The organism is Leucogemmata humicola (assembly GCF_055379415.1).
This window is the reverse complement of the sequence record NZ_AP040875.1, coordinates 701500-724912: the sequence shown is the minus strand read 5'-3', so window position 1 is coordinate 724912 and position 23413 is coordinate 701500. Positions and strand designations below refer to the sequence as shown.

Below are 23413 nucleotides of genomic sequence, written 5' to 3'. Positions count from 1 at the left end.
CAGGGACGCAATGCCCCTTAGTTGACGTCTGAGGAGTTGCGTCGGCAACAAATTTTACGCTGTGATGCGCATCACCTACCAGTGAGGCTCGAGAACCTCGCCAGACTCAGGCGCCGGGTGCGAATCGGCCGTAATCAGCCGCGATCCGCGCTGATATGTAAAAAATGAATACCCCCACTCGAGCAACACGCTCGCCCGATTGCGGAAACCCGCGAGGTACATGATGTGGACGAGGAGCCACGTCCACCACGCGAACCACCCTGTAAGATTGCGCCCCGCAAGCACGCCGACCGCACGATAGCGTCCGATCGTCGCCAGGTCGCCCTTGTTGCGATACCGAAAACGCTCACGCCCTTCGCCGCGAATCGCGTGCATGACGTTTCGCGCCGCACATCGCCCGCTCTGCATCGCGGCCGGCGCCACTCCTGGAACGGGCTTGTCGCGCGTTGGCAGAACTGCCAAATCGCCGACGACAAAGACCTCCGGTCGACCTGGCATGCTGAGATCATCGTTCACGATCACGCGCCCCATCTTGTCGCGCGCGCCGCCGAGCGATGCGCCCACTGACGATGCCGCATTTCCGGCCGCCCAGAAGATCGTGCGCGATTCAATTCTCTGACCGCCCGCTTCGACGAAATCCTCGCCAACGTTCGTCACGAACGTGTTGACGCGAACGTCTACCCCAAGCTCGATCAGATCCGTCGCAGCGCGCTCTGACAGCGCTTCAGGGAATGTAGGCAACAGACGCGGTCCACCCTCGAGCAGAATGATCCGCGCCGTCGCCGTATCGATGCGCCGAAAATCGTCCGGGAGCGCAAAGCGCGCGATCGTCGGCAACATTCCGGCGAGCTCGACGCCCGTTGGTCCGCCGCCGACGATCACGAATGTCAGATTGGCCGCGCGCTCCGCGGGATCATTCGTTCGCTCGGCGCGCTCGAACGCCAACAACCATCGGCGACGCAATTCGATCGCGTCCTCGACACTCTTGAGACCCGGCGCACGATCTTCCCAGTCGGAGTGGCCGAAATAGGAATGCCGAGCGCCCGCGGCGACGATGAGAAAATCATAGTCATAGGTCGATCCGTCGCGACAGCGAACGACGCGACCGTCTGGATCGACGTCGACGACATCGGCCATGATCACTTCGGTGTTCTTCTGCGACCGAAGCAGCCAGCGGATTGGCGCAGCGATGTCGGTGGGCGTCAGCGTCGCCGTGGCGACTTGATAGAGCAACGGCTGGAAGACGTGATGGTTCGTGCGGTCGATGACCGTGACATCAGCGTCTGCCTTTGCCAACGCGCGCGCAGCGTAGAGTCCGCCAAAACCAGCCCCGAGAACCACGACGCGAGGTCGTTTCATACTCGAAACATCGTGGGGATTGGCGCGCGAAGGCTAGGCTACCGCGCGAGCAGTGACGCGAGGGGTGCGGAAACGGCCGGATTTTGCGGAAACTGCCGGATGAACGACGGCCTGAGCAGAGAGATCTCGACGATGGTTATGAGCGACTCTCTGATTTGGAAAATCCAAACGTCTGCGCGAGGACTGACTCCGCTGCTGTTAGCCGACTTCGCTGTTATCCGGCGGTTTCCGTAAATCCGGCCGTTTCCGTCAACTTTCGCTTTGCCGTTCGTAACGACCGGAGCCTTAGACGGCCCGTGCGGGCCTAGCGACACTGATGAGCATGCCAACCACAACGACGACTACAGCTCCAATCACGTTGTGCCAGAGAAACGCGATGGACGGAATGCCGAAGTTCACCGCACCTACTGTGACCATACCCGCAATGAGCCCGACGAACGCGCCCGTGGCGCCAGCGCGCGGCACCATTGCCAACAGGAATACGCCGAGAATCGAGCCATAGAAGAACGATCCGAAGCGATTCACGACTTCGATGAGAGAACCGAGATTTGCTGCGTACGTCGCCACGACGCAGGCGAATATGCCCCAAAGACCCGTCGCCGCGCGCGATACTCTGAGAAAGTGCGCATCCGACGCTTCATTGCGAATCCACCGTCGATAGAAATCGATCACCGACGTCGTCGACAGCGAGTTGAGCTCGCCGGAAATCGCATTCATCGCGGCCGCAATGACCGCCGCAATGAACACCCCGGCGAGACCGATCGGCAGGTGATCGAGCACGAAGCGCGGAATGATGTAGTTCACATCCTTCGCCGGCGACCCCGTCACCTTGCTCGCGAGCGCCAGCGCCTCGGCATGAATCGAATCGCGGCCGCCTGGTGTGGTGCTCGCGTCGAAGCGCTGTTGTAGCGCTCCATATGCGGCTGGCTGCGCGGCTTGCACCGTTCGCTCGAGCGCGGGATTGAACAGGAGCGGCGGCTTGTTGAACTGGTAAAACACGAATACCAGCACGCCCACGAGTAGCACGATCGCCTGAAGCGGAATCTTCCAGTACGCGCTGATGAGCAGCGACGTGCGCGCACCATCCACCGACTCTGCGGCGAGATACCGCTGCACCTGGCTCTGATCAGTTCCGAAGTACGAGAGCATCAGGAACGTGCCGCCGATCAAACCCGACCAGAACGTGTAGGTGTTCGTGAGGCTGAACGAGAAATCGAACACGCGCAAACGGCCCGCGGCTCCAGCAATGTGCATCGCCTCATTGGGCGACACAGGAATCTGGACGAGCAGCGTGATGACGACGGCCAGCAACGCGCCGACGATCAAGAACATCTGCTTGACGTCCACCCACGTCACGGCCTGCACTCCGCCAACAATCGTATAGAGAATCGCCGGCACGCCGATCACCGCGACGGACAAGCCGATCGGCCAACCGAAAATAGCCGAGAACACGACAGCGGGCGCCGACATGATGGTGCCGCACGACATCGCACGCGAAACAAGAAAGAGAAACGCAGTGAGTGATCGCGTCTTCGCATCGAAACGGCGCTCGAGATACTCATACGCTGTGAACACGCGCGCACCGTGCAGAAACGGTACGAGCGTCACGCCAAGGATGACCATCGCGAGCGGCAGTCCGAAGTAGAACTGCACGAAGCGCATACCGTCGGTCGCACCTTGCCCCGTGGTGCCGATCATCGTCACCGCGGACAGCTGCGTCGCCATCACCGACAAACCGACCGCCCACCATGGCAGGCTGCGATTCGCCAGCAAAAAGCCCTCGATGTCCTTTGTACCCTTCGAACTTCGAATGCCGTGGATCACGATGTACGTGAGCCACCCAACGACGATCACCCAGTTCAGTGGATGCACTATGCAGCGAAGGTTCGGGTTTTAGGGCAGAGGGTCGAGACACCCCACCCTGGCATCACGGTGTGAAGGAGCGCTGCAGCCACCAAAGAACCAGCAGCGTGATGACCTGCACGCTCATCACGCTCACCAGCGTGCGTCGGAAACGACGTCGCGATTCGTCGCTCATTGACGCGCCCACGCCAGCCGCGCTCCGAGAGCAATCAATAGCCCACCGGTTACGCGTTCGAGGTTGAGTTTGACCACTGGCCGCGTGAGCACCGCGCCAATCCGGTCAACGAACCAGGCGTACGCCGTGAGCCACACAAAGCCCATGGCAATGTGAACGCTCGCCAGCAACAAGCTGCGTCGAAACACCGCTTCGCCCGGAGAAATGAACTGCGGAAGGAACGTCAGATAGAAAACGGCGACCTTGGGATTCAGGATGTTCGTGAGAAAACCCTGAAGAAACGGGCCGAGTGCCGAGCGTTCGGCAGGCTCCGCGGCTGCAGCCGCAGGAAGTCCCGCCGTGCGGATCGACTGGACGCCAATCCAGACGAGATACGCCGCGCCAATCGTCTTCAACACGTTGAACGCCGTCGCCGACGTCGCCAGAATCGCCGACAATCCGAGTGCCGATGCCGTCGCGTGAATCACGCACCCAGCCCCAATGCCGACGATCGTAAGCATCGCGCGACGCCGGCCGATGGCGAGCACGTTGCGCGTGACCAGCGCCATGTCGGCGCCAGGCAGAATGGTCAGAATCGCCGCGACGCCAACGAAGGCATACAGCCGCGAGTCGAAGATCACGGGCGAGGAAGCGTAGACGGAGGAGTGATGGGCCGAGTTGCCGACCGTTGATCGGCCGACAAGAGATTGATGAACAGTCGTGCCGCACCGGGATTGCCCGCCGGCAGCTGACGGAAGAACGAGAACGTCGTGAAAACGTACGTGCCCTTGCCCACCGGCGCGATGAGCACCGCCGCATCATTCGGCGGCTCACCCTTGTCGTTCATCGAGAACACTCGACGATACTGCGGATCGAAGGTCGACGGCATATACAACGCGCGCTCCTGTACCCAGTGCGCAAAATCGTTCTCGCCGATTTTGTTGGGCGACGCGAGCAGCGGCGATCCGGGATCGAGCACCCGCACCACCGCATTCTCGTCGGTCACACGTTCGGCCGTTCGCGCCATGGTGATCGGTAGCGGCAAGATGCCCGGCTGCGTGAGCTCGGCGTGGCCGTACTGCGTGACGACCGTGCCGCCCTCACGCGCGAACTTCATGAGCAACGGCGTGTCGGCAACCATCGCCGCCGGATTCGCCTCGTACGCGCGACTGCCAACGACGATCGTCGTGAAGCCTGAGAGTTTCGTGCGCGGAAGCGAGACTGGATCGAGCTCGACGACCGATAGCCCGAGCTCTTCGAGCATGGGCATCACGTTATCGCCCACACCGCGGATGTAACCGATTTTCAGATTCGCGAACGTCGCGTTCACCGCTTCGATCTGCACTGTCGACTTGCGGTACACTCGCAGCGGGCGAATGTGCGAGTACTCGATCGGAACGAAGCCGAGGTTGAACGTCTCGCCATGACTCGTTGCCGTGGCCATGATCGAATCGCGTCCCGGCGACATCTTTCCCTGCACGCGGAAGTACAGGTTCGCGTCGCCAAACGCCTTGAGTGACACGCGACGAATCGCCGTATCCGCCTTGAGGCCAGTCGGCAACGCGAGCGATACGTCGACTTCACGCGACGCGGTGGCCGCCGAGTGCACGTAGACTCTGAAAGTCCGATCGAACGAAGAATTGGCCCGTGCATACTCGACTTCGTGCTCGAGCAGCACCGAAATCTCGGGCACCGTCGCGACAGGACGACGCACTTCGCCGAGCGCGGCGTCCGCGTAGCGATAGACAATCGGTCCGGCGGTCACAGTGATCGGCACACCGGCAACGCGCAGCCCGACCTCGACCCCGGAATCGCGCAGTTGATCTTCGCCGGTCACCATCTCCGTGAGCGGCTGCGTGAACATATCGCCTTTCAATGCGCGGCGAAGCCACCACGGCCAGCTGAGCACATTGCCGCGATACGTCATTGACTGACGCGCGTTGCTGTCGGGCGGAATCGTGCGCGCCTGCTTGGACGCCACGCCCAACTGTCCGATCAACGACATGCTCTCGACGGAGATCGACGTCTTGCCCTGGTTGTACACCGTGACCATCACCGGCACCGTGTCATGCAGAGCAACCAACTCGCGCTGCGACGTCGCCTCGATGGCAATTCCAGCGGCATCGATCAGAGCTTCGCTGGCGCGCGTCTTCGTCGTCGACATCGCGATTGCGAAGTCCCCCATCGCGGCATCGCACGTCATCGTTCGTGCGTCGATCGCATCGAGCGTCGTGCAATTCACTCCGCTTGCCGCACGCGTCGCCAACCGCGCGTACTCGGCCAGCGGCGCAACGACGCGCGTTGGATCGGTGAGCGAGAGGGAACGTGTCACCACCGCTTGCGCGATCGACAACGAGTCGAGCGCGCTGCGCGCCGAATCGGCCAACGGCAAAGCCTTGAATCGCGCCCACGACGTGTCGATGCCGTCGAACAACGTTCGCTCGGGTGTTTTCGGATCGGACACGCGTGACGCTTCGAGCTGCACTCCAGAATACCGCGGACCACGCTGCGGCAGCGCGCCCTGTCCCTGCGACCGGTGCTGCGACCGACTCACCGTCGCAATTTCGGAGTAGCTCTGGCCCAAGAGCTGATCGAATTCGCCGACGTCGAAGGTGAGCGAGCCGGCGGCACCGCGGCGCAGACGGTAGAACTTTGCCGGTGCCCACGGCTTCAGTCCGCCGACGCGGGACGCTGGGAAGTGAATCGTGTCCGCCGCCGCGTCGTACACGTCACGCGCGATCACGCCGGAGAACTGGTGATGCCCGTGTCCATCGGCCGGCGTGCCGGACCACACGGAGATGATCACCTGCGGGCGAAAGGCACGCACGATCTCGACTGCGTCCTTGAGGATCGAATCTTTCGGCCAGTGCTGATACGTCTCGTCGATCGTTTTCGAGAATCCGAAATCGAACGCGCGCGTGAAGTACTGTCGTCCGCCGTCGATGCGACGCGCGGCGAGCAGTTCTTCGGTGCGAATCATCCCCAGCACAGGACCGAGCTCGTTGCCGATCAGATTCTGTCCGCCGTCGCCGCGCGTCAGCGACAGATACGCCGTTTCGATGTGGCGCGCCTTGGCCAGATACGCGATGAGCTGCGTGTCTTCATCGTCGGGGTGCGCGCCGATCATCAGCACACGTGCCGTTGTGCCGAGGCCTTCCACCAACTCACCTAACGCAGCGGCGCCGCGCTCCTGGGCGGCGAGTCGCGGCGCGGCGGTGAGAACAACGAGCAAACTCAAACAGGTCGACAGCGTTCGCTTCAGCACTCACAGACCTCGGTAAAATGAAGCGGCGGGGGCCGCTAGCGCGTTGCCCCCGCCTTCTTTCTTGCTGCCGGCGCGTACGTAAGCACGTCCTTGACGATCCGTGCCTGTTCCGCGTCGTGCGTTGCCTTGTACCCTTCCGCCGGACTCGCGCGCTCCGGTCGGCCGATGTGTCGTAGCGTCGTCACGGTGCCGATGGACGCCCGCAGTCGCGGCTGAACGTACGTCCACGCACCCATGTTCTTCGGCTCTTCCTGCGCCCAGACTACTTCGTCGACGTTCGGATACTGATCGACGATCTTCTCACACAGGTCGCGCGGCCACGGCGCCAGCTCTTCGACGCGAATGATCGCGACGTTCGCAGGACGCTCGGCAGCGATCAGATCGTAATAGATGCGGCCCGTGCAGAACACGAGGCGCTGCACCTGCTCGCGGTTCGCCGACGCGATTGGATCGTCGAGCACCGGCATGAACGTGCCCGTTGCCAGATCCTCCAGCTTTGACGCGGCCGCCGGCATGCGCAGCAGCGACTTCGGCTGCATCAGCACGAGCGGACGGCGTGGGCGACGGAGCGCCTGACGACGCAGAATGTGGAAGTACTGCGCCGGCGTCGACGGATACGCGACCGACATGTTGTCCTCGGCCGACAGCTGCAGATAGCGCTCGAAGCGCGCGCTCGAATGCTCCGGGCCCTGCCCCTCGTAGCCGTGGGGCAGCAACATCACGAGACCCGATTCCTGACGCCACTTGGCGCGTCCGGCCGAGATGAACTGGTCGACGATGGGCTGCGCGACGTTGGCGAAGTCGCCGTACTGCGCTTCCCACAACACCAGCTCGTCTGGCGCCGCGATGCTGAAGCCGTATTCAAAGCCCAGCACCGCGGTTTCCGACAGCGGGCTGTTATAGATCTCGAATGCGCCACTCGCCTGCGGCAGCTTGTTGAGCGGCGTGTACGTCTCGCCGGTGTTCACGTCGTGCAACACCGCTTGCCGATGCGAGAACGTACCACGCTCGGCGTCCTGGCCGGTGATGCGAACGCTCGTGCCTTCGGTGAGCAGCGACGCGAACGCCAGCGCCTCGGCATGCCCCCAATCGATCGCGCCTGAATTGATCGCGTCGCGACGACGGGGCAGCGTCCGCTGCATCGTGGGATGGAGCTTGAACGCGGACGGCCAGCTGAGCATTTGCTCGTTGAGCGCGACCAGTTTTTCGCCCTTCACCGCGGTCTCGAGCGCGCCCGTTGCCGGTGGTGCAGTCCGAGTATCCGCGGTGCCATGCCCCCCGCCTTCTTTTTTCATTTCCTGGTACGTCGCCTGAAGGCGATCGCCCAGCGCCTTATCGGCCGCGGCGACTTCCTCTTCGGTCATCACTCGCTCACGAACGAGCTTTGCGCCCAACACGGCGCGAGGCGTCGGATGGTCGGTGATGATCGAATACATCAGCGGCTGCGTGAACGCCGGCTGATCCGCCTCGTTATGGCCGTGCCGACGGTAGCCGACCAGGTCGATGAGGAAATCCTTATTGAAGCGCTGGCGATACGCGATCGCGAGACGCACCGACTGAATGCAGGCTTCCGCGTCGTCCGCGTTGACGTGGACGATCGGAATCTCGAAGCCTTTGGCGAGGTCGCTCGCGTAGTGCGTCGACCGCGCGTCGATCGGATCGGTCGTGAAACCGACCTGATTGTTGGCGATGAGGTGCAACGTGCCGCCGACGCGATACCCGCGCAGCAACGACATGTTGAGCGTTTCGGGAACGACGCCTTCGCCCGGGAACGACGCGTCGCCGTGAACGACCAACGGCAGCACGCTCGTTTCGTTGCGCGTGTTCGGGGCACCGCCTTGCACTCGCTGACGAGCACGAGCCACACCCGCGACCACCGGATTCACGACCTCGAGGTGACTCGGGTTGGGCACAAGCTCCACCGCGACGGAACCAGCGTTCGACACGTCGCGCGAACCCCGATAACCCATGTGGTACTTCACGTCGCCCGTGTCGCTCTCGGCGTTCGTGTCGGGATGGTGTCCTTCGAATTCGCCGAGCAGTGCGCGATACGGCTTGCCCATGACGTGCGTGAGCACGTTCAGGCGGCCGCGGTGCGCCATGCCGATCACGACTTCTCGCGTGCCTGCGCGTCCCGCGCGATCGATCGCTTCGTCGAGCATTGGCACGAGCGCATCGACGCCTTCGATAGAGAAGCGCTTTACGCCCACGTACGCCTTGGCGAGGAATCGCTCCAGGCCATCGACTTCGGTCAATCGCTGGAGAAGCACCTTCTTCTCGTCTGGCGTCAGCGGAGCGGTCGCTTCGCCTGACTCGATCGTCTGACGGAACCACTCGCGCTCGGTTTCTTCGTTCAGATGCTCGAACTCGTACGCGAGCGTGCCGCAATAGAAGTCGCGCATCCGCTGGATCACGTCGGCGGCGGTACCGCCTGCGTCGGACCCGAGCGCCGAAGCCGGCAACTGCTGGAGGTCCGCGTCGGTGATGCCGTGGAATTCAGGCTTGAGTTCGGCAGCACCAGGCGGCGCGGAACCGAGCGGATCGAGCTGAACCGCTAAGTGGCCGTAGCGCTGAATGGCGCCGAGGAGCGAGGAGGCAGCAGCTGCCTTGCGAAGAAGCGACGCATCGTAGGCGCCCGGAGCTGATCCGGCGCCAGAGAGCTGCTCGGCGATGCGAAAGAATTGACGCCACGACTCGTCGACAGATGCCGGATCGCGCTTGTACGCATCGTACTGTTCGGCGATCAGCCCGTCGTTGAAGACGCCCGTGATAGGGAGGTTCGACATGGCTGGAAATCTAATGGCGGCCCGAGAGGCCCGTCATCGGCGAAAAGCTCGGCGCCAGGGCCGATTTAGTGGACGTCGACGGGCAGGATCAGCGTGAACGCCGACCCCTTTTTCGGCTCCGACTCGACGTCGATGGTTCCGCCGAGCAACTCGGCCAGCCCGCGCGAGATATAGAGTCCCAGGCCGGTGCCGCCGTGGCGGCGCGTCAGCCCGGTATCCAGCTGAGCGAAGGGCTTGAAAAGGCGGTCGATGTCCCGTCGCGCGATCCCGATGCCCGTATCGCGGACGGCGAACCAGACCCTGTCGTCCTCGCGGCGCAGTTCGAGCCGAATTTCGCCCGCATCGGTGAACTTCACGGCGTTGCCAGCCAGGTTCACGAGGACTTGGCGAACCTTGTCGATGTCGCTCGTCATCCGAATCGGGGCATCGGGGACAACGGCGACGAGCGAGAGCTTCTTCTGCCTCGCCAGCGGCTCGACGACCGCCGCAACGGCGCGAACGAGGTCGGCGGCCAGGAAGTCAGTCGCGCGGACCACTTCGCGACCTTCATCGAGGCTGGAGAACGCCAGCACCTCTTCGATGACCGAGGCAAGGTGCTGCGTAACAGACCGCATTCGTTCGAGGACATCCATCTGGCTTTCGGACAGCGGCCCAATCACCTGATCGACCAGCAGCTCCTCGTACCCGGCCAGTGCGGTGAGTGGTGTCCGGAGCTCGTGCGACACCGTGGCGAGAAAGCGACTCTTGGCGCGATCGGCGGCCTGCGCCTGTTCTAGCAGCTCCGCTTTCCAGAGCGCGAGCGCGGCATAGTCAGCGATTGCGCGCAGCCGATGCGCCTCACGTTTCGAGAATGGCGCTTGGCCAATGTCGCGCGTCACCGCGAGCACGCCGAGAATGACGTCGTGCGCGATGAGCGGCGCGAGGAGCATCGGTCCGAGGCGCAGCTCGGGCACGACCTTCATGAGCGGACGCGCCGAGCCGCTGAAGTCGTCGACCGACACGACGTCGCGCGTGCGGAGCACTTCGCGCGCGAGCGAACCCGGAAGCGCAAAGCGACGACCGCGCGCCATGGTGAGCGGGCCGATCGCCGCAACGACGTCGCCTTCATTGGAGATCGCACGTAACACGGCGGCCCCGGACGCCGAGCACTGCGCCGCGGCCGCGTCACAGAGAATTTCGAGCAGCGTCGTGGTGTCGGTCTCGCCCGCCATCTGCCGGGCGAGTAAGCGAAGCGGCTCACCTGCGTCGAGTGCAGAATCGAGCAGCCCGACGATCAATCGCCCGTTCGCGTCGCGGCAGATCGTGGTGTCTACCTGACGCTCGGGAGAATCGGAGAGGATGACGTTGCGCTGAACGCCATCAGCGCCGGTTGCCTTCAACGCGTCGAGCAATGGCTCGGCGTGAAAGAACGCGCGCGGATCGTCGCCGTTCGTCAACGAAGGGGCGCGGCTGGCGTCGTCCCCAGCCACGGCAATGCGTTCGGCGGATTGATCGCGTGGCGACGCGGAAGCGCAGCGAGCATTGCTCGCGCCGCGTCGGGTTCCAGCGTTGGCAGATACAGAAAGCCCGCCACACCCGCCGTATCACGCAAATGTGCGTCGCCGGGATGACGGGTGAGACTCACTGCGATGATCGGCACCGCGGAGAGCAGCGGATGCGACTCCCACATTTCGGGAGAGAGGGGCGCGAGGAGATCGTAGTCGCATATGACGGCGTCGACGTCATCATATGGCGCTTGATCGGTTGCAGCTTGCAGGCCGACGCAGGGCACGGTGTTGACACCGAGTTCCTCGAAGAATCGACCTAGATGTTCGCTCAGGTATGGATGCCGAGCAACACACAGCACTCGCATGGCCGGGAATATGTTGTGCGACACGCAAATTTCACATCCCCTGTAGGGATGTCCGCTGTGATGCCAGTCACCCGCCCCGCTAAGAGTCCTGGCTCCGTTCGCTGTTTCTGCTACTTTCTGGGGCACAATCGATCGTCGCGATCTCGAACGAGGGAGTGGGCATGTTGCTGAACCGTGCGCTGTCGACCCGTGGTCATCGAAGCCGTGTTGCGGTGCTGTGCGTCGCCGCAGCGCTTGCCGCGCCATCCATTGCGCGAGCACAGGCGGCCAACACCGCGGTGCTCGAGGAAGCCGCGCCTCCCGGCAATAACTACGACAAGGCCGAATTCCGCTTCTGGTTCCCGCGAGATGCCGGCACGCTGCGCGGCGTTATCGTGCTCAATCCCGGATCCAACGGCGACGGTCGCGGTGCCGCCGAGGACACCGTCTGGCAGGCATTCGCGACGCGGCACAAACTCGCGCTCGTCGGAACGCGATTCACCGACAAGCAGCACGACCAGAGTTTCATCGAGCATTATGTGAACGTGTCGCAAGGCAGCGGACAGGCGCTGCTCGACGCCCTGAACAAATTCGCTACGCGCTCGCAGCACCCCGAGATCGCGAACGCACCATTGTTCCTCTGGGGCATGTCGGCCGGCGGGCAATTCAACTACGAATTCGTCGCGTGGAAGCCGGAGCGTGTCGCGGCGTTCGTCGTCAACAAGGGCGGCATCTACTACAGCGCGCTCGTGTCATCGGCCGCGCGCGACGTTCCCGGAATTCTGTTCGTCGGCGGTAAAGATCTCGAGTTTCGAACGAACACGATCGTCGGCCTTTTCGCCGTGAACCGTCGCGGCGGCGCACTCTGGGCGTTGGCCGAAGAGCCGGCAGCCGCACACATCGTCGGGCGATCGCGCGACCTGGCGCTGATCTTTTTCGACGACATCATGCCGCTCAGGCTTGGCGACGGAAACACGATCAAGCCGCTCACCGCAAAAACCGGCTTCATCGGCGACTTCAAGGCAAAGACCTTTCAGCCGATGGGCGATGGACCGGCCCCGGGCTTTCCCACCGCGTGGCTACCTACCGCGCGGGTCGCGCGGGCCTGGCAGGCGCTCGTGTCGGAAAAGCCTTTTGATCAGTAACGCCTGAGAGCGACTCGCTCGACGTCTCGCGAACCAGCTCCTGGTCCGGCATGCGATACGTATTGCGCGCCTCGGCGCTCGGCGGCAAGCGCAGATAGAACGTGCTGCCGTGACCGAGCGTCGATTTCACCGTGAGCGAGCCGCGTAGGAGTTCGGCGAGGCGGCGTGAGATCGGTAGCCCGAGGCCCGTTCCGTTCTGCAACTGAGTTTTCCCAAGCTGCACGAATTCCTGGAAGATCCTCTCCTGGTCTTCGTCGGAAATGCCGTCGCCATTGTCCGTGACGGCGATCAACGCACCGCCTTCGTCCGTGGCGCTGCACTTCACGCTGATCGGACGGCCGTGTCCGAATTTGATCGCATTCGACAGAAGATTGAGCAAAATCTGACGGAGCCGACGCGGGTCGGAAATCACCTTCACGGTTTCCTGATCTTCCGCTTCGAGCGCCAGTGCCGTTCCGTGCTCATCGGCCAACGGACGAACCGTGACCATGAGATCTTCGATCAGGCCAGGGAATTCAACAGGCTGTAGTCGGAGATCGATCTTGCCCGCTTCGATCTTGGACAGATCGAGCACGTCGTTCACGAGCTCGAGTAAGTGCCTGGCCGCCTTCTGCGTTCGCTCGATGCCCTCGACCTGCTTGTCGTTGAGCGAGCCGTAAATCCGCTCGAGCAACAGCGTGCTGTAGCCGAGCACCGCGTTGATCGGCGTGCGGAGTTCGTGGCTCATGGACGCGTAGAATCGGCTTCGCGCCGTCATTGCGCGTTCCAGCTCGAACTGTCGGCGATGAAGCTCCTCGTTGAGCTGCTTGAGCTCTCGTCCCGAATCGGCGAGCGACTCCGTCTGCCGCTGTAGCGCCTCTTCGTGCTCGACGCGGTCGGAAATGTCGCGGACGATCAGTGTGAAGGTGCGCGGCTCGCCCGGCGTGTCGAGACACGACACGGAGGCTTCGATAGGAAACGACTCGCCATTGGCGCGACGCGCCGCGGTCGCGGACGGATACGTCGTTCCCTTTTGCCCCGGCGTGCACAACTCGAGCACGGTTTCCGTATCCATGCCTTCAGGGAAGAAGCGCGACATAGACGATCCAATGACGTCTGTCGCCTTGATGCCGAACATCACCTCAGCCGCAGCATTGACGAGCGAAATCGCACCCTCGGCGTCGAAGATGATGATCGCGTCCATTGCCGTGCGAACGATTTCACCAAAGCGCGCTTCGGATTGAATGAGCTCGCGCATGTGTCGAAGCTCGAGCTCGTGCCGCTCGATTTCCCGAATCCGCGATTCCTGCTCGGCGATGCGACGCTGCTGAAGACGAAGTTCGACGAACACCTGTACCTTCGATCGCAGCACTGCCGGCTGAAACGGCTTGGAGATGTAGTCGACTGCACCCACCTCGTAGCCCTGGAAGACGTACTCGTCCTCTTTGCTGATCGCGGTGAGAAAGATGATCGGAATGAATTTGCTTCGCTCGCGCGATTTGATGAGTTGCGCCGTAGCGAAACCATTGATGCCGGGCATCTGAACGTCGAGCAGAATCAGCGCGAAGTCGCGCTCCAACAGGCAGCGCAGCGCGTCTTCGCCCGACGACGCGCGCACGAGACGCTGGCCAAGGGGCTCGAGGATCGCTTCGAGCGCGAGCAGGTTCTCGGCACGGTCGTCGACGAGCAGAATGTCTACAGCATTGTCGGCAGGCGCTGGACTCATCGCGCTTCTCCTCTTCGCTCAACGACCGGGAGCGACCCTAGCGTTGACGCGATTTCCTTGATCGTCAACGCGCGCGCGCCGGGCACGCAGCGGAGTGCGGCCGACGGCATAGTGGGACTCTCGGCGGTTGCCGGTGTCTGAACGAGCGCCAGTCCGCCGCGGTCGACGATGCGCTTCAATCCGCGCGCGCCATCGGTATTGGCTCCTGTGAGCACCACACCAACCGTGCGCTCGGCATACGTATCCGCGGCCGACTCGAAGCTGACGTCGATCGACGGACGGCTGTACCGAACCGGCGCGTCGATAGAGAGCGCGAACGAGTCGCCATCGAACAACAAGTGATAGTCCGCCGGCGCGATGTAAACGCTTCCCGCTTCGACGGGCGCCTTGTCTTCGATTTCACACACAGTCAACGCGGTGTGGTCCTGGAGCAGCGCGGCCAACAAGTGATCCGACTCCTTGTGACGGTGCTGCACGACAACAAGCGGTAGCCGCAGCACCTCCGGCAGCCCGTCGACCAACTCGCGCAGAGCGAGCAGTCCTCCCCAAGACGTTCCAACCACGATGATCTCATAGGCCACGACTACCTGACCTTCCGGTAGAGCCTCTCTCGTACGTCCAGCTTCTCGTAGCAAGGCTCGTACTGGGAGAACTTGAGCGACTCCTTGCTGCCGAGCGCGAGAATACCAAAAGTCACCAACGACTCGTAGAACAACGAGTGAACCTTGTTCTGCAGAGATCGGTCGAAGTAGATCAGCACATTGCGGCAGAAAATGACATTGAACTCGCTGAACGATCGATCGGTGACCAGGTTGTGCTGCGAGAACACGACGTTGCGCGTGAGCGCAGGACTGAACAGTGCGCCGTCGTACTTCGCCGTGTAGTACTCGGAAAACGATCGCGTACCGCCGGCGCGGATGTAGTTCTCGGTGTACTCCTGCATTCGATTGAGCGGAAAAATTCCGTCGCGCGCCTGCTGAAGTACGGCGTCGTTGATGTCCGTCGCATAAATGCGCGAACGCTCGAGCAGTCCTTCCTCCTCGAGCATGATCGCGGTGGAATACACCTCTTCGCCCGTCGAACACCCGGCGTGCCAGATCCGGATGAACGGATACGTGCGTAGGAGCGGCACGACCGTTTCGCGAAAGACGTGGTAAAACCCGGGATCGCGAAACATCGCGGTCACGTTGATCGACAGATCGAGCAGCAGCCGCTCCATGGCGCTCGCGTCGTGCAGCACGAGGGCTTGGAGGTCCGAGATGGAAGCAAGCCCCTCGGATTCTATCCGTTTCCACAGCCGCCGCCGAATGGACGCATACGCGTACGCTCGAAAGTCGAAGCCATAGTGGCGGAAGACGCCTTCCAGCAGCAGTTCGATTTCAACTCGCTCCAGTGCGGCGTCATAGCTCACCGGAGGTCCGGTGAGCGATTGGTTTCCCTTCAGCGATAAAGCCATACCCGCATCAAGCTCAGCAGCTGTTCGGTGTCGACGGGTTTCGTGATGTAGTCAGAGGCCCCCGCCGCAATGCATTTCTCTCGATCACCCTTCATCGCCTTCGCCGTGAGGGCAATGATCGGTAGTCCGCGGAACTGTGACTGCTCGCGGATGGCGCGCGTGGTGTCGTAGCCATCCATCCCGGGCATCATGACGTCCATCAGCACTAGATCGATCCCCGGCGTGGATCCGAGTTTCGCGATGGCGTCCTTGCCGTTCTCGGCGAATGAAACGTTCATGCCGTGCTCCTCGAGCATGCTCGTCAGCGAGAAGATGTTGCGAACGTCGTCATCCACCACGAGCACGCTCTTACCGGCGAAGACTGCGTCGGTGTTGTGCAGCTGTTCGAGAATTCGGCGCTTCTGCTCCGGCAGACGCGCTTCAACGCGGTGCAAGAAGAGCGCGGTCTCGTCGAGCAAACGCTCGGGCGACTTCACGTCCTTCACGATGATCGTTTCAGCGAACTTGCGTAGCCGAGTGTCTTCCTGGGCACTCAGCTCCTTGCCCGTGTAGATGATGATCGGAAGATCTTGCATCGCCGGATCGGACTTCACCGTCTCGAGCAGCTCGAACCCATCGCTATCGCCGCCATCGAGTCCGAGGTCGAGCACCATGCAGTCGAAGCGCGTCTTCTTCAGTTCGTCGAGCGCTTCGTTCGCGGTTGCCACCGCGGTGATGGCAACGTCCTCGTGCGCAATCAGTTCGACCATGCTGCTGCGCTGGTTGTCGTCATCCTCTACGACGAGCAAGCGTTTCACTGGCCGATCGATGAACTGCCCGATTCGAGTGAACGAATCTTCGAGGGCGTCCTTTGATACCGGCTTCTCGAGATACGCGATCGCACCGGCCTTGAGTCCCTGCTGGCGCTGCTGAATGCCGGTGATGATGTGCACCGGAATGTGACGCGTCTCCGGGTGATGCTTTAGTCTATCGAGCACATTCCAGCCGTCGGTGCCCGGCATATCGATGTCGAGCGTGATAGCGTCCGGATGGAACGAGTGCGCCAAGTCGAGACCGTCATCGCCGTTGAGCGCGACGAGTCCCTTGAATCCCTTTTCGCGCGCCATGTCGAGTAGGATCTTCGCGAAGTTGCGCTCGTCTTCGACGACCAACACGACGCGATCACCCGGCTGGATGTTCAGCCGATCGTCCTGAAGCGATGCCGGAAGTGGGAAGCGCGGCTCGGCTGGCGCCGCCTCTTTCACTTCCTCCTCCTGCATCACCGGTGCAACCCACGGGTTCTCGTTTCTCACAACCGTCGTCGCAGCGCTCCCCAACGTCTCGCGCTTCGTACCCGCCACTTCTCGCATGGTTGCTGGAACGAACAGCGTGAACGTGCTGCCGCCGCCCGGCGTGCTCTCCACGCGGATTTCGCCACCGATGAGTCGCGCAATCTCACGGCTGATCGACAGGCCGAGTCCGGTCCCGCCATACTTGCGGCTGGTCGTACCGTCGGCTTGCTGGAACGCTTCGAAAATCAGGCGCTGCTTTTCCTTCGGGATGCCGATGCCCGTGTCCTTCACCTCGAACGCAATCACGCCGCCCTCGACACGATCGAGCGTGCGGCTCGCGAACCGCCGGCCCGCCTCGGCGCGACGAATCGACAGCGTGACACCGCCGCGTTCAGTGAACTTGAACGCATTCGACAAAAGGTTCTTGAGCACCTGCTGCATTCGCTGGCCGTCAGTAACGATCGGCGACGGCACGTCGGGCGCGATGTCCACGGTGAAGCTGAGCGTCTTCTGCTCGGCAACCGGACGGAACGTGCGCTCGACGAAGTCGCGCACACTGCCCATCGACACGTCGCCTGGCGTGATCTCCATCTTGCCGGCCTCGACCTTCGAGAGATCGAGAATGTCGTTGATGAGGTTGAGTAGATCGTTGCCGGACGAGTAGATCGTCCCCGCGAACTCCACCTGCTTCTTCGACAGATTCTTGTCTTTGTTCTCCGTGAGCAGCTTGGCAAGAATGAGCAGCGAGTTGAGCGGCGTCCGAAGCTCGTGCGACATGTTCGCGAGGAATTCGCTCTTGTACTTCGAGCTCAGCGAGAGCTGCTCGGCCTTGTCTTCGAGCGACACTCGCGCTGATTCGACTTCGCGATTCTTCTGCTCGACCTTGGCGTTCTGCTCGGCGAGCAGGCTCGCCTTCTCTTCGAGCTCCTCGTTGACCTGCTGCAGCTCTTCCTGCTGCTCCTTGAGCAATTCCTCGGATTGGCGGAGCGTACGCGCCTGCGCTTCGAGCTCCGTGTTCGATCGCTTGAGCTCGTCCTGCTGTGATTGCAGTTCCTTCGACTGGCTCTGCAGTTCTTGCGTGAGCTTCTGCGACTGCTCGAGCAACTCCTCGGTGCGCATGTTCGCTTGAATCATGTTCAGCACGACGCCGATCGTTTCCGTGAGTTGATCGAGGAACGATTGGTGGATCTGGCTGAACGGCAGGAAGCTGGCGAGCTCGATCACCGCCTTCACCTCGCCCTCGAACAGCACCGGGAGGACGATGATGTTGCGCGGTGGCGCTTCGCCGAGACCCGATGTGATCTGGATGTAGTCGTCGGGCACGTTCTGCAGCAAAATCGGCTGCTTTTCAATTGCCACCTGACCGACCAATCCCTCGCCCGGCGCAAAGCGATTGCCGACGTGCTTGCGCGCGCGGTAGGCGTAGCTCGCCACGAGCTTGAGCAAACTCGCACCAGCGTCGTTGTCCATCATGAAGAACGCGCCGTGGTGCGCCGACACGAGCGGCGTCAGTTCGCTCATGATCAAGCGCGACACACTTTCGAGATCCTTCTGGCCCTGCATCATGCGGCTGAACTTGGCCAGGTTCGTCTTGAGCCAGTCCTGCTCGCGGTTGCGTTCCGTGGTCTCGCGCAGGTTGCCGATCATCTGATTGATGTTCGTCTTGAGCTCATCGAGCTCTCCCTGCGCTTCGACGGTGATCTGCCGAGTGAGATCGCCCTTCGTCACCGACGTGGCGACGTCGGCGATGTTTCGCACCTGCGCCGTGAGCGAGTTCGCCATCGCGTTCACGCTGTCGGTGAGGCCCTTCCATGTACCGGCAACGCCTGGCACCGCGGCCTGACCGCCAAGCTTTCCTTCGGTGCCCACTTCCTTTGCTACGCGCGTTACTTCGTCGCCGAACACGCGCAGACGATCGACCATGTTGTTGATCGTGTTCTTCAGCGACAACACCTCGCCCTGCGCCTCGACGGTGATCTTCTGTGACAGATCGCCGTTGGCCACCGCCGTCGTGACGTCGGCGATGTTTCGCACTTGAGTCGTCAGGTTCGACGCAAGGCCGTTCACGTTGTCCGTCAGATCGCGCCACACACCAGCGGCGCCCGGCACCTTTGCCTGTCCGCCGAGTTTTCCTTCCGTTCCGACTTCGCGCGCCACGCGTGTCACTTCGCCCGCGAACCCATTGAGCTGATCCACCATCGTGTTGATGGTGTTCTTGAGCTCGAGGATTTCTCCGCGCACATCGACCGTGATCTTTCGCGAGAGATCGCCCTTTGCAACCGCGGTCGTCACCGTCGCGATGTTTCGCACCTGAACGGTGAGGTTACCAGCCATCGCGTTCACGTTCTCGGTCAGATCCTTCCACGTTCCGCTCACGCCCTGTACGCTCGCCTGGCCGCCGAGGATGCCCTCGGTTCCTACTTCGCGAGATACGCGCGTCACTTCCGACGCGAACGCCGAGAGCTGATCCACCATGGTGTTGACGGTGTTCTTCAGGGCGAGCACTTCGCCCTTCGCTTCGACGGTGATCTTTCGCGAGAGGTCTCCCTTCGCAACCGCGGTCGTCACGTCGGCGATATTACGCACCTGACCCGTCAGGTTGTTCGCCATGCCGTTCACGTTCTCGGTCAGGTTCTTCCAGGTGCCAGCAACGCCGGGCACGTTCGCCTGTCCACCGAGCACGCCGTCCGTTCCTACTTCGCGCGCCACGCGAATGACTTCGCCGGCGAACGCGTTCAGCTGCTCCACCATCTTGTTGACGACTTCCTTGATCTGAAGGATTTCGCCTTGTGCTTCGACGGTGATTCTGCGCGTCAGATCGCCGTTCGCGATGGCGGTTGCAACGGCGCTCACGTCGCGCAACTGCACGGTGAGGTTCGCCGCCATGCCGTTCACGTTCTGCGTCAGGTCACGCCACGTACCGCTCACGCCTTCGACGCGTGCTTGGCCGCCGAGTTTGCCTTCCGTTCCTACTTCCTTGGCGACGCGTGTGACTTCCGATGCGAACGCGTTGAGCTGATCGACCATGACGTTGATCGTGTTCTTCAACTCGAGCACTTCGCCCTGCACGTTCACCGTGATCTTTCGTGACAGATCGCCCCGCGCGACGGCCGTCGTCACGTCGGCGATGTTACGCACCTGAGCCGTCAGGTTGCTCGCCATGAAATTCACGTTGTCGGTCAGATCCTTCCACGTGCCACTCACACCCTGCACGCTCGCCTGACCGCCGAGGATTCCTTCCGTTCCGACTTCGCGAGCAACGCGGGTGACTTCCGATGCGAACGCCGAGAGCTGGTCGACCATGACGTTGATCGTGTTCTTCAGCTCGAGCACTTCGCCGCGCACTTCTACGGTGATCTTCTGCGATAGGTCGCCATTCGCGACCGCCGTGGTGACGACGGCGATGTTGCGCACCTGATTCGTCAGGTTGCTCGCCATCGCGTTCACCGAGTCGGTGAGATCTTTCCACGTTCCGCTAACGCCCTGAACGTTCGCCTGTCCGCCGAGCACGCCTTCGGTTCCGACTTCGCGCGCCACGCGTGTCACTTCGCTCGCGAAGGCGTTGAGCTGATCGACCATTCGATTCACGGTCGATCCGATTCGGAAGAACTCGCCCTGGACCTGCTTGCCCTCGATCTCCAGTTCCACCTTCTGCGACAGATCGCCCTCGGCGACCGCCTGAATCACGCGCGACACTTCGGAGGTCGGCGCAACGAGACCGGAAATGAGGCTGTTCACAGCGTCGGTCGCAGAGACCCATGCTCCGCCACCGAGCGGCATGGCGACTCGATCGCGCATCTTGCCTTCGAGGCCGACGGACCCGCTGACGCGCGAAAGCTCGTCGACGAGCTTCGCCTGCTTTCTCGTCACGCTGTTGAACGCGTCGATGATGTCGGCCATCATCGGGTCGCCATTCGGAACGATGGTGACGGAGAAATCACCGGCATCTACCGCGCGAAGCCCGGCGAGCAGCTGGCGCAGGGATCGTTCACGAGTGCCGCCGCGTTCTTTCACCTGACGCTCTGCCGCCACCGGGACTTCCAACTCCGCCGCGCGCGCGCTGCGTCGCGTCGTGGTTTTCTTCGGTTTGCGGGTGGCGTGGCCATTTCCATTCGGGCGACCGTTTGGAATTGCCGGGTCTTGTTCGATGACTTCGGGTCTTTCGCCGACGCCCACGGGAATGCTCCTGACCAAAGGGTGCGATGCGGACGGCTCACCGCAGCCCACGAAGGGCGCGGTGTTCCTGATGCGGGAGATTGAGAGTGCGGTTGTGACTACGTGGCGGCGCGTGCGACGCCAGTCGCGCGAGGTCAGCTCGTGCGTCCTCGCCCTACTTCAAGAGTGATGCCGGACTCAGCAGCACTTCTTGGAGGCGGCAATGTCATCAATGCAAAAACCGGACACAGGGGGCAGTAGGCAGGAATCGCCGAGCCCTGGTCCGGCCGCGAAACGACCAGTTTTATCTAGTCGAGCCCGCTTGGAGACTACTCGACCAAGGCGGTGACGAGGTGCACGGGGATGCCGCCGTTCTTCGTTCGGAATTGCTCGTCGAAGTCGAGCAGGACCTGGTTCTCGAGTTTCTTATCGGCAGCGAGTAGGGCCAGCATCCACCCCGGTCGATTCTTGCGCGCGACCTTCCCGAGCTGCGCGTAGAGATTGCGCAAACCGTCCGTCTCGCCGACGCGCACGCCATACGGAGGGTTCGATGCAATCAGTCCCGGCGCCGTCGATTCTATCATCGCCGAAATTGCTTGCTCGTCGAACTGCACGTCGTCCTGTACGCCCGCGCGTTCGGCGTTGGCTCGCGCCGCCGCGATCGCGCCGGCGTCGCGGTCGGCGCCGTGAATCGCTACCGGCGATCGCGGCAACTCGCCTTCCTTGGCTTCGGCGACGAGCGACTTCCACATCGTCTCATCAGTCTCTGGCCAACGCACGAAGGAGAACGAGCGGCGAACGCCCGGCGCGATGCGACGCGCAATGAGCGCCGCCTCGATCGGTATCGTACCCGAGCCACACATGGGATCGTCGAGCGGCACGTCCCCATTCCAGCCCGAGCCGAGTAGGATCGCCGCTGCCAGCGTCTCGCGCAGCGGCGCCTTCGCGATCTGTTGTCGATAGCCGCGCATGTGCAGCAGCGCGCCCGACGTGTCGACGCTCACGGTGCACACGTCGCGCACGAAGCGCACGATGAACAGCTGGCGTTCGGAGGCTGATAGCGTTTCGTCGTCGGATTCCTTGCCTTCGCCAACGAGAACGCCCTTCACTTTACTCGCCACCGCGTCGGCAAAGCGCTGCGCGACGGCGTCGCTGTGATAGAGCTTTGATTTGCGACACGTGACGCGAAATTCCACGCGCTCGCCGGCGACGACGAATCGCTTCCACGGTATTTGCTTTGCTTGCAATTCGAGTTCGAAGAACGCCGTCGCACGAAACTCGGCGAGACGGACGATCACGCGACTCGCGGTGCGCAGCCAGAGGTTAGCGCGCGCTACGGACTCCAGAGTTCCGGTCCAAGCAACGCCGCCGTCTTCAGGAGTTCCGGCGATGTCGAGCGCGCGAAGTTCGTCTGCGCACAGCTGCTCGAGACCCGGAGCGGTGACGGCAAATGCCGATATCTGGTTGGGCTGTCTAGAAGGCTTCACCGATTCAACTTAACGTCAATGCGAAATCATCTAGCTGTCCTCGCCCTGTCCGCTTCGATCGCCGCGTGTTCCAGCGCGAACGTCGTAACGTCGATCGACGATTCGGGATTGTATAACGTCCGGATCGTCGAACTCACCGCCGAAGGCGGCATCGCCGCGCTATCGGTCCATCACCTCGCGCGACTGGACAATCGCGCCTACGTCTACACGCAACGCCACATCTGTAGTCAGACTTGCGGCGCTCCGCTCGACTCGGCGTCGGGCACGCTCAGTTCGGCGGCAACTGACACGTTGTTGAAGACTCTCGCCGCGCAATCGCCCTCATCGCTCAAGGATGACTACGGCACCACGCAGGGCGGTGCAGACATGATGACATACGTACTGAAAGTGACGGTAGGCGAGAACGTGAAGACAATTCGCGCAGACGACGGAACGATGCCACAACCAATGCGTCAAATCGTTCAGACACTACAAACAACGGTAGCAAACGCGCGAAAATGAGCTAGACGGCGCGAAATGCCGAACGACGCGAAATGCCAAACGGCGCAGAATGCCAGACGGCGCGGAATGCCGAACGACGCCAAATGCCGAACGGCGCAGAATGCCAAACGGCGCAAGATGCCGAACGGCGCCAAATGCCAGACCGCGCTGAACGACGGTACTGGGGCCCGCGGCAGCGGCTAACAACCACGTAGATCCGTCCCTCGTCGTTAGCGCGCCGTTCTGCGTTTCGCGCCGTCTGGCATTCGGCGCCGTCTGGCATTCCGCGCCGTTCGGCATTCCGCGCCGTTCGGCATTCCGCGCCGTTCGGCATTCCGCGCCGTTCGGCATTCCGCGCCGTTCGGCATTCCGCGCCGTTCGGCATTCCGCGCCGTCTGGCATTCCGCGCCGTCTGGCATTCCGCGCCGTCTGGCATTCCGCGCCGTCTGGCATTCC

General features: G+C 62.3%; 14 protein-coding genes. 2 read left to right on the top strand and 12 right to left on the bottom strand.

Annotated features, from left to right (window positions below; translation table 11 throughout):
• Window positions 1-75: 75 nt before the first annotated feature.
• The 7 genes from AC6H4Z_RS02925 to AC6H4Z_RS02895 all read right to left on the bottom strand — a co-directional run bounded on the left by AC6H4Z_RS02925 (window position 76) and on the right by AC6H4Z_RS02895 (window position 11279).
• Window positions 76-1359: an NAD(P)/FAD-dependent oxidoreductase gene (locus tag AC6H4Z_RS02925; protein ID WP_497545242.1), complete on the bottom strand. Its 1284-nt coding sequence runs from the start codon at window positions 1357-1359 to the stop codon at window positions 76-78.
• Window positions 1360-1644: 285 nt separating this feature from the next.
• A complete protein-coding gene (locus AC6H4Z_RS02920; RefSeq protein ID WP_497545241.1) occupies window positions 1645-3231 on the bottom strand; it encodes a sodium:solute symporter family protein in 1587 nt (528 codons plus the stop codon).
• A 162-nt stretch (window positions 3232-3393) separates the two neighbouring features.
• Window positions 3394-4017: a LysE family translocator gene (locus AC6H4Z_RS02915; protein ID WP_497545240.1), complete on the bottom strand. Its 624-nt coding sequence runs from the start codon at window positions 4015-4017 to the stop codon at window positions 3394-3396.
• On the bottom strand, window positions 4014-6641 hold the full coding sequence (locus AC6H4Z_RS02910; RefSeq protein WP_497545239.1) for a PIG-L family deacetylase: 2628 nt from the start codon (window positions 6639-6641) through the stop codon (window positions 4014-4016). The genes AC6H4Z_RS02915 and AC6H4Z_RS02910 overlap by 4 nt, the downstream gene beginning before the upstream one ends.
• Window positions 6642-6676: 35 nt before the next feature.
• The gene (locus AC6H4Z_RS02905; protein WP_497545238.1) at window positions 6677-9427 is read right to left on the bottom strand and encodes a 2-oxoglutarate dehydrogenase E1 component; all 2751 of its coding nucleotides are present in this window, start codon (window positions 9425-9427) and stop codon (window positions 6677-6679) included.
• Window positions 9428-9492: 65 nt separating this feature from the next.
• Window positions 9493-10863, bottom strand: a complete 1371-nt coding sequence (locus AC6H4Z_RS02900) for a sensor histidine kinase (protein ID WP_497545237.1) — start codon at window positions 10861-10863, stop codon at window positions 9493-9495.
• On the bottom strand, window positions 10860-11279 hold the full coding sequence (locus tag AC6H4Z_RS02895; protein WP_497545236.1) for a hypothetical protein: 420 nt from the start codon (window positions 11277-11279) through the stop codon (window positions 10860-10862). The genes AC6H4Z_RS02900 and AC6H4Z_RS02895 overlap by 4 nt, the downstream gene beginning before the upstream one ends.
• Before the next feature lie 161 nt (window positions 11280-11440).
• On the opposite strand from AC6H4Z_RS02895, the gene AC6H4Z_RS02890 reads away from it, so the two are divergent.
• Window positions 11441-12403 carry a hypothetical protein gene (locus tag AC6H4Z_RS02890; RefSeq protein ID WP_497545235.1) on the top strand — a complete coding sequence of 321 codons (963 nt, stop codon included), beginning with the start codon at window positions 11441-11443 and terminating at the stop codon, window positions 12401-12403.
• Here the strand turns inward: AC6H4Z_RS02890 and AC6H4Z_RS02885 are convergent.
• From AC6H4Z_RS02885 to AC6H4Z_RS02865, 5 genes are all read right to left on the bottom strand, one after another.
• Window positions 12342-14108, bottom strand: a complete 1767-nt coding sequence (locus AC6H4Z_RS02885; RefSeq protein WP_497545234.1) for a sensor histidine kinase — start codon at window positions 14106-14108, stop codon at window positions 12342-12344. The genes AC6H4Z_RS02890 and AC6H4Z_RS02885 overlap by 62 nt on opposite strands.
• On the bottom strand, window positions 14105-14689 hold the full coding sequence (locus AC6H4Z_RS02880) for a chemotaxis protein CheB (RefSeq protein ID WP_497545233.1): 585 nt from the start codon (window positions 14687-14689) through the stop codon (window positions 14105-14107). The genes AC6H4Z_RS02885 and AC6H4Z_RS02880 overlap by 4 nt, the downstream gene beginning before the upstream one ends.
• A gap of 2 nt (window positions 14690-14691) precedes the next feature.
• Window positions 14692-15564: a CheR family methyltransferase gene (locus tag AC6H4Z_RS02875; protein ID WP_497545232.1), complete on the bottom strand. Its 873-nt coding sequence runs from the start codon at window positions 15562-15564 to the stop codon at window positions 14692-14694.
• The gene (locus AC6H4Z_RS02870; RefSeq protein ID WP_497545231.1) at window positions 15549-21011 is read right to left on the bottom strand and encodes a HAMP domain-containing protein; all 5463 of its coding nucleotides are present in this window, start codon (window positions 21009-21011) and stop codon (window positions 15549-15551) included. The genes AC6H4Z_RS02875 and AC6H4Z_RS02870 overlap by 16 nt, the downstream gene beginning before the upstream one ends.
• A 308-nt stretch (window positions 21012-21319) precedes the next feature.
• Complete coding sequence (locus AC6H4Z_RS02865; protein ID WP_497545230.1) at window positions 21320-22477, bottom strand: THUMP domain-containing class I SAM-dependent RNA methyltransferase; 1158 nt, start codon at window positions 22475-22477, stop codon at window positions 21320-21322.
• An 18-nt stretch (window positions 22478-22495) separates the two neighbouring features.
• On the opposite strand from AC6H4Z_RS02865, the gene AC6H4Z_RS02860 reads away from it, so the two are divergent.
• Window positions 22496-22978 carry a hypothetical protein gene (locus AC6H4Z_RS02860; protein ID WP_497545229.1) on the top strand — a complete coding sequence of 161 codons (483 nt, stop codon included), beginning with the start codon at window positions 22496-22498 and terminating at the stop codon, window positions 22976-22978.
• The last annotated feature ends 435 nt before the right edge of the window (window positions 22979-23413 follow it).